Source organism: Streptomyces sp. V4I23 (assembly GCF_030817975.1).
In the GTDB taxonomy this organism is placed as follows: Bacteria; Actinomycetota; Actinomycetes; order Streptomycetales; family Streptomycetaceae; genus Streptomyces.
In genome coordinates this window covers 4,348,475-4,365,085 of sequence record NZ_JAUSZW010000004.1, presented here as the reverse complement: position 1 = coordinate 4,365,085, position 16,611 = coordinate 4,348,475, and the positions used below count along the sequence as shown (strand labels likewise).

Annotated in this window: 16 protein-coding genes, 1 tRNA gene and 1 pseudogene; 12 read left to right on the top strand and 6 right to left on the bottom strand. The window is 71.3% G+C overall.

The features are described 5' to 3' along the window. Positions 1-219 precede the first annotated feature (219 nt). Positions 220-708, bottom strand: coding sequence for a heme-binding protein (locus QFZ82_RS22155; protein WP_373429435.1), 489 nt, complete (start codon positions 706-708; stop codon positions 220-222). Between the two features lie 314 nt (positions 709-1,022). Between QFZ82_RS22155 and QFZ82_RS22150 the strand changes: the two genes are divergently transcribed. From QFZ82_RS22150 to QFZ82_RS22140, 3 genes are all read left to right on the top strand, one after another. Next, complete coding sequence (locus tag QFZ82_RS22150; RefSeq protein WP_307717802.1) at positions 1,023-2,159, top strand: sensor histidine kinase; 1,137 nt, start codon at positions 1,023-1,025, stop codon at positions 2,157-2,159. Next, on the top strand, positions 2,156-2,776 hold the full coding sequence (locus QFZ82_RS22145) for a response regulator transcription factor (protein WP_177150276.1): 621 nt from the start codon (positions 2,156-2,158) through the stop codon (positions 2,774-2,776). Before QFZ82_RS22150 ends, QFZ82_RS22145 begins: the two co-directional genes overlap by 4 nt. Before the next feature lie 131 nt (positions 2,777-2,907). Next, positions 2,908-3,408: a hypothetical protein gene (locus QFZ82_RS22140; protein ID WP_307714802.1), complete on the top strand. Its 501-nt coding sequence runs from the start codon at positions 2,908-2,910 to the stop codon at positions 3,406-3,408. Positions 3,409-3,494: 86 nt separating this feature from the next. Here QFZ82_RS22140 and QFZ82_RS22135 read toward each other — a convergent pair whose 3' ends face one another. After that, entirely contained in the window at positions 3,495-4,139 is a 645-nt protein-coding gene (locus QFZ82_RS22135) for a pentapeptide repeat-containing protein (RefSeq protein ID WP_307717801.1), read from the bottom strand. A 143-nt stretch (positions 4,140-4,282) separates the two neighbouring features. Between QFZ82_RS22135 and QFZ82_RS22130 the strand changes: the two genes are divergently transcribed. Both QFZ82_RS22130 and QFZ82_RS22125 read left to right on the top strand, forming a co-directional pair. Further along, on the top strand, positions 4,283-5,467 hold the full coding sequence (locus QFZ82_RS22130) for an FAD-dependent oxidoreductase (protein ID WP_307714801.1): 1,185 nt from the start codon (positions 4,283-4,285) through the stop codon (positions 5,465-5,467). A 43-nt stretch (positions 5,468-5,510) separates the two neighbouring features. Next, positions 5,511-6,506 carry a zinc-binding dehydrogenase gene (locus QFZ82_RS22125; protein WP_307714800.1) on the top strand — a complete coding sequence of 332 codons (996 nt, stop codon included), beginning with the start codon at positions 5,511-5,513 and terminating at the stop codon, positions 6,504-6,506. A 16-nt stretch (positions 6,507-6,522) separates the two neighbouring features. Here the strand turns inward: QFZ82_RS22125 and QFZ82_RS22120 are convergent, their stop codons facing one another. After that, complete coding sequence (locus QFZ82_RS22120; RefSeq protein WP_307714799.1) at positions 6,523-6,993, bottom strand: GNAT family N-acetyltransferase; 471 nt, start codon at positions 6,991-6,993, stop codon at positions 6,523-6,525. A gap of 25 nt (positions 6,994-7,018) precedes the next feature. Further along, positions 7,019-7,903 (bottom strand): aminoglycoside phosphotransferase family protein, encoded by an 885-nt coding sequence (locus QFZ82_RS22115; RefSeq protein ID WP_307714798.1) that lies wholly within the window; start codon positions 7,901-7,903, stop codon positions 7,019-7,021. A gap of 87 nt (positions 7,904-7,990) precedes the next feature. Here QFZ82_RS22115 and QFZ82_RS22110 point away from each other — a divergent pair, with 87 nt between their 5' ends. After that, positions 7,991-9,382: an FAD-binding oxidoreductase gene (locus QFZ82_RS22110; protein ID WP_307714797.1), complete on the top strand. Its 1,392-nt coding sequence runs from the start codon at positions 7,991-7,993 to the stop codon at positions 9,380-9,382. Further along, positions 9,382-9,990, top strand: coding sequence for a hypothetical protein (locus tag QFZ82_RS22105; RefSeq protein ID WP_307714795.1), 609 nt, complete (start codon positions 9,382-9,384; stop codon positions 9,988-9,990). The genes QFZ82_RS22110 and QFZ82_RS22105 overlap by 1 nt, the downstream gene beginning before the upstream one ends. A 41-nt stretch (positions 9,991-10,031) precedes the next feature. On the opposite strand, the gene QFZ82_RS22100 is transcribed toward QFZ82_RS22105, so the two are convergent. Next, positions 10,032-12,122 (bottom strand): restriction endonuclease, encoded by a 2,091-nt coding sequence (locus QFZ82_RS22100; RefSeq protein WP_307714794.1) that lies wholly within the window; start codon positions 12,120-12,122, stop codon positions 10,032-10,034. An 88-nt stretch (positions 12,123-12,210) separates the two neighbouring features. Beyond that, a tRNA-Thr gene (locus QFZ82_RS22095) sits at positions 12,211-12,286 on the bottom strand. Positions 12,287-12,442: 156 nt separating this feature from the next. Here QFZ82_RS22095 and QFZ82_RS22090 point away from each other — a divergent pair. The 5 genes and pseudogenes from QFZ82_RS22090 to QFZ82_RS22070 form a co-directional block, all read left to right on the top strand. Continuing rightward, positions 12,443-13,126, top strand: a pseudogene (locus QFZ82_RS22090) (RNA-guided endonuclease InsQ/TnpB family protein); the annotation flags it as partial. Positions 13,127-13,142: 16 nt separating this feature from the next. After that, positions 13,143-13,571, top strand: coding sequence for an RNA-guided endonuclease TnpB family protein (locus QFZ82_RS22085; protein WP_307717800.1), 429 nt, complete (start codon positions 13,143-13,145; stop codon positions 13,569-13,571). Between the two features lie 351 nt (positions 13,572-13,922). After that, the gene (locus QFZ82_RS22080) at positions 13,923-15,050 is read left to right on the top strand and encodes an ABC transporter ATP-binding protein (RefSeq protein ID WP_307714793.1); all 1,128 of its coding nucleotides are present in this window, start codon (positions 13,923-13,925) and stop codon (positions 15,048-15,050) included. 210 nt (positions 15,051-15,260) lie between these two features. Then, complete coding sequence (locus tag QFZ82_RS22075) at positions 15,261-15,683, top strand: hypothetical protein (protein ID WP_177150267.1); 423 nt, start codon at positions 15,261-15,263, stop codon at positions 15,681-15,683. A gap of 111 nt (positions 15,684-15,794) precedes the next feature. Further along, positions 15,795-16,517, top strand: a complete 723-nt coding sequence (locus QFZ82_RS22070) for a nucleotidyltransferase family protein (protein ID WP_307714792.1) — start codon at positions 15,795-15,797, stop codon at positions 16,515-16,517. The last annotated feature ends 94 nt before the right edge of the window (positions 16,518-16,611 follow it).

The window sequence follows — 16,611 nt, the reverse complement described above, 5'->3', positions numbered from 1 at the left end:
CCCGGAGGGCTGCGGCGGGGGCAACTCCAGACCCGGGCGCGGGTCCGGGCGCTGGGGCATCGCCACATATCCAGCCCCGCGGCGTCTGAGGCGCGGGGTCCGGGGCAGCGCCCCGGCAAGCGCGCCGCACGGACAGGCGCAGTCACGCCGCGCGCGCTGGGGCCGGGGCCCGCCACGGACCCCGGGGCCATGCCCCCGCCGCCCTCACCCGGGTCAGCGTCAGCGCCCCAGCGCCGCCACCCCCGCCTGCGCGAACTTCTCGTCCAGCGCCCCGCTCGGCGCACCCGCCACACCGATGCCCGCGATCGGGGCGCCGCCGGCGGTGACGGGGGCGCCGCCCGCGAGGAACAGCGTGCCCGGGATGTCCTTCAGGTTCGGCGCCTGCTCCAGGCGCTTCACCAGCTCGGAGGTCGGCGCGTTCCACGACACCGCGGTGTACGCCTTGCGCTCGGCGGACTCGTACGACTGCGGGCCCGCTCCGTCGCCGCGGAGGGTGACGATCGTGTTGCCGTCGCGGTCGACGACGGCGACCGTGACGCGCTGGTTCTCCTTCTCCGCCGCCTGCAGCGTCGCCTGCGCCGCCTTCGTCGCGGCCTCGACGGTCAGGTGCGTGGACTGCTGCAGGTTGCGGTCCGAGGCGTCGGCCGTGACCGCGGCCCGGGTCTCGGCGGCCGGGGCCGACGCGCTGGCGGAGACCGCGCCGAACATACCGGCGGCGACGACGGCGGCGGTGGCCGCACCGATGAGGATCTTCTTCACGGGATGGCTCCTTGGGAGGTACGGGCTGGGTTCTCGCTCCGCCATCGATCCTCCGGCCGCCCCCGGCTCCGCACGGTCCACGGTCCGGCTGCCCCTGCGACCCGTGACGGACGACGGGCATGTCGACCGATCGGCTGATGCCGCCCTGGTCCGCCCGGGTCACGATGGATGCCTACGACCTGCACCACGACCAGGTCGGCGCCCGACCCGAGGAGCGAGCCGTGCACGAGCAGGACCCCGACGCCCGGTGGCTGGCGCGGGTCATGCACGCCGCGTTCTTCCTGCTGCTCGGCGCCTCGCTCGCCCGCTACCTGCTGCGCCACCCCTGGGAGATCCGCTCCCCGTGGATCATCGGCCTGTCGGCCGCGCTGACGCTGCTGTACGTCCTCGGGCCGGTCTTCGGGCCGCGCGCCACACCCCGCCGGTTCGTGCGGCCGTGGCTGTTCACGGTCGTCACCGTGTGGATGGTGCTCGTGGTGCTCGCGCCGAGCTTCGCCTGGTGCGCGGTGCCGCTGTTCTACACGGGTCTGCGCACGCTGCCGATGCGGGCCGCGCTCGTGCTCGTGGTCCTGCTCACCGTCTTCGTCGTCACGGCGCAGGTCCAGCTCTCGCACGGCGGGTTCGACCCCAACCTGGTCATCGCGCCGCCCGCCGTCGCCGCGATCGCCACCGCCGTCTTCGTCCACGCCGAACGGCTCGTGACCCGGCAGCGCACCCTCATCGACGACCTGATCAGGACCCGCCGCGAACTGGCCGCCACCGAACGCCGCGAGGGCACCCTCGCCGAGCGCCAGCGCCTGGCCATGGAGATCCACGACACCCTCGCCCAGGGCCTGTCGAGCCAGCAGATGCTGCTGCAGGCCGCCGACCGCACGTGGGACGCCGACCCTTCGGCCGCGCGCCGCCATGTCCGTACGGCAGAGTCGATCGCCGAGCACAATCTCGCCGAGGCCCGCCGCTTCGTGCACGACCTGGCCCCCGCCGACCTCGCCGAGGGCGGCAGTCTGGAGGAGGCGCTGCGCAGGGTCGCGGCCCGCGAGTCGGCCGGCTTCCGGGTCGACGGCGCACCGGTCGCGCTGCCGGACCGGGTCCAGTCGGCGCTGGTGCGCATCGCGCAGGGCGCGCTGGCGAACGTACGCGAGCACGCCGGCGCCGCCACCGCCGCGGTGACGCTGACGTACCTGGACGACCAGGTCGTCCTCGACGTCGCCGACGACGGCCGGGGCTTCGATCCGGGAGACGTGTCCGACGCCGCGGCCGACGCGCCCTCCGTCGTCCGAGGGCACGGCCTGCCCGCGATACGCGCACGGGTGCGCCAGCTCGGCGGCACCCTGACCGTCGAGTCCACGCCGGGCGAGGGCACGGTGCTCTCGGCGGCGATTCCCCTGGAGGGGTCATGACCGTACGGATCCTGCTCTGCGACGACCACGCCGTCGTACGGGCGGGGCTGCTGGCCCTTCTCGGCAGCGAGGGCGACATCGAGGTCGTCGGCGAGGCGGGCAGCGGCGAGGAGGCGGTGGCGATGGCCGCCAAGCTGACTCCGGACGTGGTCCTGATGGATCTTCAGCTCGGTGCGGGCATCGACGGGGTGGAGGCGACGCGGCGCATCGCCTCGCCCGACGTGCATGTGCTGGTGCTGACGACGTACGACACGGACGCGGACATCACCCGCGCCATCGAGGCCGGGGCGACCGGATATCTGCTCAAGGCGGAACGGCCGGAGGAACTGTTCGCCGCGATCCGCGCGGCGGCCGAGGGCCGCACCGCGCTGTCGGCACCGGTCGCCGGCCGCGTGATGGACCGGATGCGGGGCGCTGCCGGACCGACCCTGACGGAACGGGAACGGGACATCCTCGGCCAGCTCGCCCGCGGTCTCGGCAACCGCGAGATCGCCCGCGCGCTGTTCATCAGCGAGGCGACGGTGAAGACGCACCTGGGCCGTATCTACGCCAAGCTCGGCGTGGACACGCGGGCGGGAGCGGTGGCGGTGGCGAAGGAGCAGCGGCTGCTGCCGTGAGGCCGCAGTGGCCTGCTTCGCTCAGCGCGACACTCCCCGCGCCGGCCGTGCCGCCGGCCGGAGCCGGACGCCGTTCACTCGAATACGCGTGCGGTGACGTTTTCTCCAGGTCCCATGACACCATCACCTACGTGCTCGACATCGGCTACTCCCTCTCGCGCCGCTTCCCCGACCCCCCGCAGACCGACTACCGGCGCGCGGACGTCCACGCGCTGCGTCACGACCTGTTCTGCGGCGACGTCTACCTCGCCGACACCAAGGCGGACCGGGAGGTGTCCACAGCCTGGGGATGGGTGCCCGTGCTGGACTTCGCGTGGGCGCTGTGCGACATCGTCGAGCAGCTCGACCGCGACCCGCTCGGCAGCCGCGCCGCACGGCCCCAGCACGCCGAGCTCGACTTCACCGAGTCCACCGACCGCATGCTCTTCGAGCGGCGCTTCGGCTGGGTCGACGTCGAGGCCGACTGGATGCCCGGCGACGAGCCGCCCCTCACCTTCAGCCACGCCGAACTGCGCCGCGAGGCCCGCGACTTCCTCCACGACCTGATCGCCGACCTGACGGACATGCACGAGGGTCTCGCCGACAACCCCGCGATCTGGGACCTCCAGTCCCGCTTCCCCCGCACCCAGTAGCCCGGGCCCACCGGTCCGCACCGGACCGCTTCCCCGGGTCCGGCGGTGCCCCCGACCGCCGCCTCCCCCGGCCCCCTGCGCCCCGCTTACTCCACCCGCACGCCGACCTGCGCCGCCAACGCCGGAGCCAGCTCCAGCAGTTGCGCCGGACTGATCACCGCGCCCGCGAGCCGCTCCACGCCCCGCGCGATGTCCAGCTCCGCCGCCCCCCGCAGGTCGACGTCGTTCATGAGCACCGCGCCGAAGTCCACCTGCCGCAGCGCGCAGTCCCGGAACTCCACCCTCTCGAGCCTCGCCCCCGCGAAATCCGCCTCCACCAGCACACAGCCCTCGAACACCACGTCCGTCAGCTTCGCCTCCCGCAGATTCAGAAAGTCGATCTTCCCTCCCCGCACCACCACTCCCGTCAGCACCGCCCCGTGCAGCTGCGCCCCGCCCAGCCGCGCGTCCCTCACCTCCACGTCCCTCAGCGACGCCCCCGCCAGGTCCGTCCCCACGCCCCGTACGCCCTCCAGCACGCAGTCCACGAAACGGGCCCCGGCCAGCTCCGTGCCGTCCAGCGCGCACTCCCGCAGCGCGCAGTCGATGAACCGCGCCCCCGCACCCCGCTGCCCGCCGAGATCCAGCCCGGCGAACTCCACCCCGTCGTAGTCCCCGTCCGGCTCCAGCGCGCCGCCCCCGAACCTCTCCAGCGGCGGCAACCGCACCTCCGCCACCCGAGCCGCAGCCACCTTCGTCCCACGCGCCTTCGCCATGGTCCCCATGGTGCCGTGTGCCACTGACAACGCCCTCGGGCCGCGGCGATGTCACACATCGCGGCACCGGATCCGTCGCATCCGTGAGAACGGACCGAGCCACCCGGGGAGAGACAGCCATGCAGGAGATCACGATCGTCGGCGGCGGATTCGCCGGCCTCACCGCCGCCATCACCGCCGCCGAGTCCGGTGCCCGCGTGGCCCTGTACGAGGCGCACCACACGCTCGGCGGCCGGGCCCGCACCGCGGAGGGCCCCTACCGCACCAACGACGGTCCGCACGCCCTCTACAACCGCGGCCCCCACTGGACCTGGCTGAAGCAGCGCGGCCTGCTCGGCCCCATGGCCGCGCTCCCGCCCCTCGAAGGCGCCCGCTTCCGCTTCCGCCGCGGCGGCGCACTCCGCAGGACCCCGCCACTCGCCCTGCTCAGGATCGCGCGCCGCCCCACCGAAGCCGCCCCTGTGGACACCGACTTCATGACCTGGGCCACCGGCGTCGCCGGCGAGTCCGGCGCCCGCGCCGCCGCCCACTTCATGGGCGTCGCCCTCTTCCACCACGACCCCGGATCGCTCTCCGCCGCCTTCGTCCAGGAACGGCTCCGCCGGGCCACCGCCCTGCCCCCCGAGGCCCACTACCCCCGCGGCGGCTGGGGCCAGGTCATCGACCGCATGGCGGCGCGCGCCTGGGACCTCGGCGTACGCATCGAGACCACCTCCCGCGTCGACGCCCTGCCCGAGCGCCACGGCCCCGTGATCGTCGCCACCTCCCTCGACGCCGCGCGACGGCTCCTCGGCGACGACACCCTGCGCTGGACCAGCGGCCGCACCACCCTCGTCGACCTGGCGCTGCGTGCCCGGCGCGGCGACCCGTTCGTCGTCTCCGACCTCGACGCCCCCGGCTGGCTGGAACGCTTCACCGCCCAGGACCCGTCGCTCGCCCCCAAGGGACAGTCGCTCATCCAGGGCCAGCTCCCGATCGCCCCCGACAAGTCCAGGGCCGACGGCGTCGCCCACGCCGAAGCCCTCCTCGACCTCGGCTTCCCCGGCTGGCGCGAGCGCACCGTGTGGCGCCGCGAGGCGCTGGCCAACGGCCGGACCGGAGCCGTGGACCTGCCCGGCGCAACCTGGCGCGACCGGCCCGCCATCGACCGCGGCGACGGCGTCTACCTCGCCGGCGACCAGGTGGCCGCCCCCGGACTCCTGTCCGAAGTGGCGTTCAACAGCGGGATCGAAGCGGTTTCGCTCGCCCTGCGCGCCATCAAGTACGCGGGGACACGAACATCCCTTGACCTCAAGCAAAGTTGAGGTTGAAGAGTGGGTCCCGCAACCGACAACGAGGGAGCCCACCATGCACGCCGTCCGCCTCCACGCCTTCGGCCCCGCCGAGAACCTCACCCACGAAAGCGTCGCCGACCCCGTACCCGGCCCCGGCCAGGTACGGATCGCCGTCGCAGCCGCCGGCGTGCACCTCCTCGACGCGGCCCTGCGCGAGGGCGCCCAGGGCCCCTACCCGGCCCCGGTCGAGCTCCCCACCGTGCCCGGCCGCGAGGTCGCCGGAACCGTCGACCGGATCGGCGCCGGCACCGACGACACCTGGCTCGGCAAGCGCGTCGTCGCCCACCTCGGCATGAACCCCGGCGGCTACGCCGAACTCGCCGTCACCGGCGCCGACCGCCTCCACGAGATCCCCGACGGCCTCGACGAGGCCGAGGCCGTCGCCATGATCGGCACCGGCCGCACCGCGCTCGGCATCCTCCAGTTCACCGACCTCGGCCCCGCGGACACCGTCATCGTCCCCGCCGCGGCCGGCGGCATCGGCACCCTCATCGTCCAGTACGCCAAGAACGCAGGCGCCGCCGTCATCGGCCTCGCCGGCGGCCCCGACAAGACCGCCCGCGTCCGCGCCGACGGCGCCGACCTCGCCGTCGACTACCTGCTCGCCGACTGGCCCGACACGGTCCGCGCCCACCTCGGCGACCACCGCGCCACCGTCCTCTACGACTCCGTCGGCGGGGACACCGCCCGCGCCGCCGCCGGCTTCCTCGGCAAGGGCGGACGGCACATCGTCTTCGGCTGGTCCAGCCAGGGCATCACGACCGACGCCGCCCCCCTCTTCACCGACGAGGAACTCGCCGAACGCGGCATCACCTCCGAGGGCGTCCTCGGCGCCGCCATGCTCGAAAAGGCCGGCGGCCTGCGCGCACTCGAGACCCGCGCCCTCGCCGAAGCCGCGGCCGGCCGGCTGCGGCCCGCCGTCACCCGCTTCCCCCTCGCCCAGGCCGCCGCGGCCCACCGCGCCCTCGAAACCCGCGGCACCGTCGGCAAGGTCGTCCTCGTCCCATAACCCCCACGGGCCCGCCCTACGACCCCAGACTCGCGAGCGCCCCGTCCGTCAGCCGGTACACCGTCCACTCGTCCTGCGGCTTCGCACCCAGCGACTCGTAGAAACTGATCGACGGGGCGTTCCAGTTCAGCACCGACCACTCCAGGCGCTCGTAGCCACGCGCCACACAGATCCGCGCCAGCTCCGTCAGCAGCGCCTTCCCATGACCCCCGCCCCGCACCTGCGGCCGGACGTACAGGTCCTCCAGATAGATCCCGTGCACCCCGCGCCACGTCGAGAAGTTCAAGAACCACAGCGCGAACCCGGCCACCTCGCCCGCGTCCGTCTCCGCGATGTGCGCGAACGCCGCCGGACGCTCCCCGAACAGCGCCTCCCGCAACTGCTCCTCGGTCGCCTTCGCCTCGTGCAGAGCCTTCTCGTATGCCGCGAGCTCCCGGACCATCTCGTGGATCACGGGCACGTCGTCGGGTACAGCAGTACGAATCATGGGCACAGCCTGCCCCGACGGCCGCCTACCGTGCCAGCAGCGTCCGAGCGATGAACACCTGGCGCTCGTCGAGCTCGCACTCCCCGTCCCCGATCTCCCACAGCCCGTTCTGCAGCAACCGACCCAGCGTCCACGCACGCGCCCGCTCACGGTCCAGCCCCAGCACCTCCGTCAACAGGTCGAAACGCCACAGCACAGCGTCCTCGTCGAACCGGTTCCACAGCGCCGGCAGCAACTCGAACCCCGGATCCCCCGCGAGCGGCTTCGGATCGATCGCCAGCCACGGCTCACGCTCAGCCGCCAGGATGTTGTCGAAGTGCAGGTCCCAGTGCAGAAGCCGGTCACCCGGCTCCCCCGCCACCTCCCGCACCGCCGCCGCACAGTCCCGCAACAGCCGCCGCTCGTCCTCCTCCGCCAGCTCCCACACCGCGTCCGTCACCTGCGCCAGCATCCGCGCCGCCACGTCCCCCAGCCTGCGCAGCCCCTCGGGCGCCGCCACCGACGACAACCGCGCCAACAACCCGGCCAGCACCTCCGTCGCCACCCGGTCGTCCGCCACCGTCGACAGATGCCGCCCCGGAGCCACCCTCTCCAACAGCAGCGTCCCCGTGTCCGCGTCACACTCCAACAGCCGCGCCACCCCGTCACCGGCCCACGTACGCAGCGCCAGCCACTCGCCCTCGGTCTCCTCGTCACGCTGCTGCAGCTTCAGCACCGCCCGCGAACCGTCCCCCCGCACCACAGGCAGCACCAGCGAGACCCCGCCGTACATCGACGGCCCGTCGATCCGCAGCCCCCACCCGTCGAGAAAGGCCTCCGCCCGCCCGGGCAGCGCCGCGACGAGCGCCCTCCCCGACTCCTCCCCGTACGACAGCAGCGAAGCGACCAGCTCGTCCGGAATGTCGATCACGCCGCGATCGTACGTCGCGAAACCCCGCCCGGAGCAGTAAATTCCCGCCACACGAACGCGTCCACCGGCAGGGAAGCAGCAATCGACATGAGCACCGTCAACGGCGGCATATCGTTCTGGTACGCACAGGACGGCACCCCCACCCCCCGCGAACCCCTGCCCGGCGACACCACCACCGACATCTGCATCGTCGGCGGCGGATACACCGGCCTGTGGACCGCCTACTACCTCAAGAAGGCCGTCCCCTTCCTCAACATCACCGTCCTCGAAGCCAAGTTCTGCGGCTACGGCGCCTCCGGACGCAACGGCGGCTGGCTCTACAACGGCATCGCCGGACGCGACAGCTACGCCCGCCTGCACGGCCACGACGCCGCCGTCCGCCTCCAGCAGGCCATGAACGACACCGTCGACGAAGTCATCCGCGTCACCGGCGAAGAGGGCATCGACGCCGACATCCACAAGGGCGGCGTCCTCGAGATCGCCCACACCCCCGCCCAACTCGCCCGGCTCAAAGCCTTCCACGCCGTCGACATCGCCTTCGGCGAAAAAGACCGCCTCCTGCTCGGCGCCCGCGAAACCGCCGAACGCATCCACATCACCGGTGCCGTCGCCTCCACCTGGACCCCGCACGGCGCCCGCCTCCACCCCGCCAAACTGGTCAAGGGCCTCGCCACCGCCGTCGAAGCCCTCGGCGTCATCCTCCACGAGTCCACCCCCGTCACCGAGATCAGGCCCAAGCACGCCGTCACCCCGTACGGCACCGTCCGCGCCCCCTACATCCTGCGCTGCACCGAGGGCTTCACCGCCTCCCTCAAGGGACGCCGCCGCACCTGGCTCCCCATGAACTCCTCGGTGATCGTCACGGACCCCCTGCCCGAGCACGTCTGGTCCGAGATCGGCTGGGCGGGACGCGAAACCCTCGGCGACATGGCCCACGCCTACATGTACGCCCAGCGCACCGCCGACGACCGCATCGCCATCGGCGGCCGCGGCGTCCCCTACCGCTACGGCTCCAGGACCGACAACGACGGACGCACCCAGCCCGCCACCATCGACGCCCTGCGCGAGATCCTCATCCGCTTCTTCCCCCAGCTCGCCGGCACCGGCATCGCCCACGCCTGGTCCGGCGTCCTCGGCGTCCCCCGCGACTGGTGCGCCACCGTCACCCTCGACCGCTCCACCGGCCTCGGCTGGGCCGGCGGCTACGTCGGCTCGGGCGTCGCCACCGCCAACCTCGCCGCCCGCACCCTGCGCGACCTCATCCAGCAGGACTCGGGCCAGTCCGGCCCCACCGACCTGACCTCCCTGCCCTGGGTCAACCACAAGGTCCGCAACTGGGAACCGGAACCCCTGCGCTGGCTCGGCGTCCACACCCTCTACGCCGCCTACCGCGCGGCGGACCGCCGCGAATCCACCACCCACACGCCCACGACGGACCCCCTGGCACGCCTCGCCGACAAGATCTCGGGCCGCCACTGATGCCCACCGACGCCCCCGCCCCCATCACCGCCTGCTGGCTGCACTGGCTGGCGCTCCCCACCGGCGACCAGGCGGCCGTACTCGACGCGATGGACCTCACGGACCCGCGCCCGACCGGCTTCTCGGACGCCGTCCAAGCCGTCGACGACGACGCCCACGACCCGGACCACGGCTACGACCGAGTCTTCGTCACCCCCGAACTCGACGGCTGGACCCTCGTCGTAGGAGCCTGGTGCGACCCCACCGAGGACGACATGCCCGCCCTCTGCGAGCAGCTCAGCACCCGCTTCGGCAAGGCCCAGGCGTACTACTACGGCGCACAGTCGGACGGCTCCGCCTGGCTCGTCGCCGAGAACGGCCACGTCGTCCGCCGGGCCGCCTTCACCGGCGAGCCCGACGACGAGGAACTCACCATCGGCGAGCCCCTGCCCTTCGAGGTCCAGTGCCGCGCGGAGGCCGGCGACGACGACGAATGGGACTGGCTGTCATCCGAACTCGCACCCAAGCTCGCCGAGGCGCTCAGCATCAACCCCCACACCCTGGGCCCGCACACCCCTACCCGGGGCCACGGTGTACTGGCCCGCACCCCCCAGCTACCCGAAGCATGAAAACGCCCGGGCCGACAGCACGCCGGCCCGGGCATGCCCGCTCACTCCACCTCGATCCCGAAATCCCCCACAAGCTCCTCCAGACCACCCCGGTAGCCCTTGCCGCCCAGCACGAACTCCCAGTCACCGCTGGAACGCCGCCGGAACGACCCCAGGACCAGCGCCGTCTCGCCCTCCCGACCGTCCGACACGACCAACCGGTCCACCTCCACACCCGACGCATCCCGGAGCCGGATCCCCGCATCCACGAAAGTGGAAAGATCAGCATCCGGATTCACTTCCGGATCAACCGCCGCCACCAGCACAAGTCGATCCGCCCCGTCCGGCAAGGCATCGAACGCCACCCGAATCGCCGTCCGATCCCCGGCGAACGAACCCAGCATGCGCACAGAGCCGTCCGGCGTCGTCTCATTGTTGAAGAACACGAGGAACTCGTCGCCGAGCACCCTGTTCCCCGCACACACCAGCGCACACACGTCCAAGGCCACCGAGCCCGACCACGACATCCCGAGCACGTTGTAGTCGTGTTCACCACCAGGAACCTCGTCCGCAGCCGACGCAGGAGCCGGGGCCGCCCCTCCGTCGCCGAGCCGCCCACGCAGCCCGTGCCGGTGCAACAGATCAACCAGCTCCGCGCCCGACACAAGCGTGAGCGGCTTGCCATTGGCAAACGTGTACGCCCCCGGCCCGAACCCCGATGTCGTGACCAGAACCCCCTTGTTGGCGCCGGTCGCCTGAACCGTCCCGAACAGCTCCCGCACCGCCGCCACCGGAACCGTGCTCCGGTAGCGCTTCACCTGCACGACGATCTTCCCGCCGCTGATCGGATCCGGATCGACCGCGTCCACATCCACGCCACCGTCATTCGACCGCTGGGTCGTCATCGCCTGAAACCCACGAGCCCGGAACAGCTCCGCCACCAGACCCTCGAACTCGACCGGGTCCATCGCCAGCAGCTCCGGCTCATCACCCCCACCATGCGACACCACCCCAGAGCCCACCTGCTCCGGAACCCGCCCCGGCCTCACCCCCACCCGCTGATCAGGACGCGCCGACAACTGTCCCCGGAAACCCCCGGTGAGACACTCCACCGCACCGACCAGCTCCAAATGCACCGCGTCGAAATCGGCACGCTCAACCATCACCGAGGCCACGACCATGCGAGACGGCCGACCCGTCGCCGGATCCACGTCATCCACGAAGCCGTTCAGCGCCACCGAACGAAGCACTCCGAAGTCGTCCGCCGCGAACAACTCCCGCAACGCCAGCAACACACTCTGCGCCAGCACATCGCGGTACAGCGCCCTCCGCTGCGCCATCGGCCGGACGATCTCCTTCTCCTGATCCGTCCCGACCAGATACCGAACGCCCTTCGCCTCCGGCACCACCTCGTAGCCAGGCAGCTCCCAGTCGAGCACCAACTGCTGCCCCACCCGGTCGTACGCCGCCGACACCTGCCGAGGAAAACCCTCCGGCCACGCCCTCGACGCATACAAAGCCGCCGAGAAGAACTCCACGACCGTCTCCGGCTCACCCGCCCGCAACGCCCGAGCCATATCCTCGATACCGGCGTTGTGGTCCCGGATCTCCGCCAGTCGCGCACGCGCCCAGGTGTCGTACTGCTGCCGATACGCCGCCAAATCCTGCTGCCGCCTCGCCTCAGCAGCCTGCGCCGCATACCAGTCCCGCTCGAAACGCGCCCGAACCTCCTGCTCCGCCTGCGCCCGCCCGGCAGCCGTCCAGCCGCCCTGCGACTGGTAATGAGCCGGATCCGGCATCCTCACCGGCTGCGCCAAAGGCCCCGGCGCGAACGGCTCCACCTCCTCAGCCCTCCGCAACGCCGCCACACCGAAGGCAGGCGCCCCGCACCCCGCCACGAGCAACCCCTCCAACTCGGCCACTCGCGCATCCAGCTCCTGCGTACGCCGCAGAACATCCTGCTCCCGCTGCCGGCGATACGCGGCCTGCTGCTCCCGGTGCATACGCGCCATGTCCCGCGCATACGCCCGTTGCTGCCGCTCCTGATCCCTCTGCTGACGCACCACCGCCAAGTGCTGCGCCTCACGTTGCCGCTGCTGCTGCCGCTGTGCTTCCGCCCAGGTTCCGAGCAATCCACCCGAACGACGCCCCATCCGACGCACCCCTCCCCAGGTACACCCCGAAACGCCCCCGCAAAACAGAAGTGTCCCGGACCTGAAGGGTCCGGGACACATATTTGGTTGGAGCCGCCTGTCGGAATCGAACCGACGACCTGCGACTTACAAGGTCGCTGCTCTACCAATTGAGCTAAGGCGGCAACTTCACGCAGAGTCACACGTGCGCGAAAGCGTCACCACTCTACACAGAGCCACGGACCACCTGCGAAGAACTTTGCGCTCGCCGTAACCACTCACTCATCCGTTCGTTGAACGGACTGACGTTCTGTTCCGACTGTCGGACAGCAGGGGGGTGCATGACGGAGTCACCTGCTCGCGTCGTCGGCGAGGAAGCCAAGCACATCAAGCGCGAGGCCCTGGGCATCGCCGACCGACGCAAGCACCACAAGCGCGAGGCGGTTCCCCTGCAGCGACGCGCCAAGGAGTCCGGCACTCAGCAGCGCGTCTACCGTTTCCGCTTCTATCCGACCGTGGACCAGGCCGCGCAGCTGGAGCAGACCTTCGGCGCCTGCCGGTGGGTCTACAACGAGGGGCTTGCCCTGCGGGCGCGTGCCTGGGAGCAGCACCGGGTGTCCGTGGGTTTCGCGGAGACATGCCGGGCGCTGACGGGGTGGCGTCGGGCGGAGGGGACGTCGTGGCTGCGGGATGTGTCGTCGGCGGTGTTGCAGCAGGCGCTGCGGCATCTGGACGGTGCGTTCTCGCGGTTCTTCAAGGGCACGGCGAAGTATCCGAAGCGGAAGAAGAAGCGCCGGTCGCGGGATTCTGCGACGTACGTGCGGACCGGGTTCCGCTGGGTCGAGGATCCGGAGCGGCCCGGCACGGGGCTGGTCACGCTGGCCAAGCAGACCGAGCCGCTCGATGTGCGGTGGTCGCGGCCACTTCCCCGTGGTGAGGTGCCGGTGAAGCTGGCGGTGACGCGGGACCGAGCTGGCCGGTATTTCCTGTCGGTGCTGGTCGAGGAGCGGATCGAGCCTCTGCCTGCAGCGTTTCTGCCGGGTGGGACCGAGCCGAAGGCGGTCGGTCTGGATCTTGGCCTGGCTGCGCCCGGCCGTGGGGAAGGGACGGCGGAGAAAGGCGAAGCTGAACCAGTCGATCATCGATGCGGCGTGGGGCGAGCTGCTGCGTCAGCTGCGCTACAAGTGCGCCTGGTACGGGCGCACGCTGGTGATCGTGGACCGCTTCTTCCCGTCGACCCGCCGTTGCTCCGCATGCCATGCGAAGGGTCCGAAGCTGGATGTGTCGGTGCGCGAGTGGACCTGCGAGGAGTGCGGCGTGCTGCACGACCGGGACGTGAACGCCGCGGTGAACCTTCGGGACGAGGGGATGCGGCTGTTCTGGTCGGTGGCGATGGCATTGCCGCCGGGTAGGCCCATGCCGCCGGTGATCAAGGCTTCGGAGCTGCCAGAGGTCCATCTGGCAGCGTGAGAGGTACGGACCGACGGGCCGTCGGCCGTCATGCCTGTGGAGCCCGCGTAAGACCGTACGGGAGTGGCCCTCAGGGCCACTCCGGTTCGGCGATGGGCGTCGAAGCAGGAAGCACCGTTCATGCGGTAGCAGGTCAAAAGGACCCGGCTCTACCGCGTAGGGGCTCAGGTCAAAAGTGGGGTGCTCTGGCACCACCGTGTTGAGCAAGCGGGAAATTCCCTGACCACCGACTGCTGACAGATCCGGCATCGCCAGGTAGCGTCACCGCAAGTCCATCCACGGGTGGACTGGACCACTCCCTCTACAACGGATCGTCCGGCACGTTCCTGCCGGTGAAGGGAGCCATTCACCATGGCTACTGTCACGTTCGACAAGGCGACCCGGATCTACCCGGGTTCCGACAAGCCCGCCGTCGACCAGCTCGACATCCAGACCGAGGACGGCGAGTTCCTCGTCCTCGTCGGTCCCTCCGGCTGCGGAAAGTCCACCTCCCTGCGCATGCTCGCCGGGCTCGAGGACGTCAACGGCGGCGCCATCCGCATCGGTGACCGCGACGTCACGCACCTGCCGCCCAAGGACCGGGACATCGCCATGGTGTTCCAGAACTACGCGCTCTACCCGCACATGACCGTCGCCGACAACATGGGCTTCGCGCTCAAGATCGCCGGCGTCAACAAGAGCGAGATCCGCAAGAAGGTCGAAGAGGCCGCGAAGATCCTCGACCTGACCGAGTACCTGGACCGCAAGCCCAAGGCGCTCTCCGGTGGTCAGCGCCAGCGTGTCGCCATGGGCCGGGCCATCGTGCGTGAGCCGCAGGTCTTCCTCATGGACGAGCCGCTGTCGAACCTCGACGCCAAGCTGCGTGTCTCCACGCGTACGCAGATCGCCTCGCTCCAGCGCCGTCTCGGCATCACCACGGTGTACGTGACGCACGACCAGGTCGAGGCCATGACCATGGGCGACCGTGTGGCGGTGCTCAAGGACGGTCTGCTCCAGCAGGTCGACTCGCCGCGCAACATGTACGACCGCCCGGCCAACCTCTTCGTCGCCGGCTTCATCGGCTCCCCGGCCATGAACCTGGTCGAGGTCCCGATCACCGACGGCGGCGTGAAGTTCGGCAACAGCGTCGTCCCGGTCTCCCGCGAGGCCCTGTCCGCCGCCGCCGACAAGGGCGACACGACGGTGACGGTCGGCGTCCGCCCCGAGCACTTCGACGTCGTCGAGCACGGCGGCGCCGAGACCAGGACGCTCTCCAAGGACGCCCCGGCCGGCCTCGCCGTGTCCGTGAACGTCGTCGAGGAGCTCGGCGCCGACGGCTACGTGTACGGCTCCGCCCAGGTCGGCGGCGAGCACAAGGACCTGGTCGTCCGCGTCGGCGGCCGCAGCGTGCCGGACAAGGGCAGCGAGCTGCACGTCGTGCCGCGTCCGGGCGAGATCCACGTCTTCTCGACGACGACGGGCGAGCGCCTGAGCGACTGACGCGCCGGTCGGCTCCGGTTCGGTGGCACAGAGGCCGGGCTCCGCACTCGACGTGCGGAGCCCGGCTTTTCGCACATTCGGATATATCTCGCGCATTCAGCGGCATTTCACCTCGTGCGTCAACGTGCGATTCGAAAACAACCCTCGAACCATCGCCCGCGTGAGTGACTGGATGTCGCCATGCTGTTACTGACCGCTACGCTCGCTCGCGTGACCCACACAGCCCGCCGAATCGGCCGCACTCTCGCTCTCGTTCTGCCTGTCGTCCTGGTGCTCTCCGGAACCCTCGCGGTCTCCACCGTCCCGTGGGCAGGACAGGCCACCAAGTCGCAGATGCTCACGGCCTCCTCGGAGCACGTCTCGACACGGGCCACGTCCCGTGCCCCGCAGGACGTTCTGCGGGACAGGCTGCTCACGGAGCTGCAGGCGAAGGACCCGGGCGTCGCGCTCACGCATCTGCAGCGCGAGGTCGAGGCGCGTCCGTCGCTCGCCCAGCACTGCATGTCGATCGCCCGCTCCCTGGGCCGGGCCGCCGTGGACCGTTACGGGCCCACGCGCGCGCAGCGGTTCTCGCGGCCCGTCTGCGACACCTCCTTCGCCACGGGCGTCCAGCAGCAGGCGCTCGGGCACTGAGGCCCGGCGCCGCGGGCAGCCGGCGCACCGCACGGACCGGTTCGACGGACCGGGCCCGCACTCGCGGGTCCGGTCCGTGTCGTGTCCGGCGGTGCGCATATCGTTCACGGCATGCAGACCCCTACGTATCCGACGCAGGCCGTGGTCCTGGCCGGTGGCCAGGGCTCCCGGCTGCGCCCGTACACCGACGACCGCCCGAAGCCGATGGTGGAGATCCCCGGCACGGGGATGCCGATCATCGGGCATCAGCTGGCCTGGATGGCCGCGGAGGGCGTGACCGATGCGGTGGTCTCGTGCGGCCATCTCGCCGAGGTGCTCCAGAAGTGGCTGGAGAGCGCCGATCTGCCGCTGCGGGTCACGACGGTGGTGGAGACGGAGCCGCTGGGCCGTGGCGGCGGTCTGAAGTACGCGGCGAAGAGCCTGCCGCATCCTGAACAGCCGTGGTACGCGACGAACGGTGACATCTGGACGCGGTTCTCGCTGCGGGAGATGGCGGCGTTCCACGAGGAGCGCGATGCGACGGCGACGCTGGCGCTGGCGCGTCCGCGGATCCCGTGGGGCGCGGTGGAGACGGACGCGTTCGGGCACATCACGGACTTCATCGAGTCGCCGCCGTCGCCGTATCTGATCAACGCGGGCGTGTACGTGTTCTCGGCGGCGTTCACGGGGCTGCTGCCGGACGTCGGCGACCACGAGCGCACGACGTTTCCGCGGCTGGCGCGTGAGCGGCGGCTGGCGGGCTTCCCGCTGCCGCAGGGGGCGTACTGGCGGGCGATCGACACGGCGAAGGATCTGACGGAGGCCGCGAAGGAGCTCGCTTCGCAGGTGCGCTGAGCCGGCGTCGGCAGGCGGCGCGGGCAGTCGAGGAACCGTACCGAGAGGGCGGTCACCGGACGCTTCCGGTGACCGCCCTCTCGGCGTGTGCGGT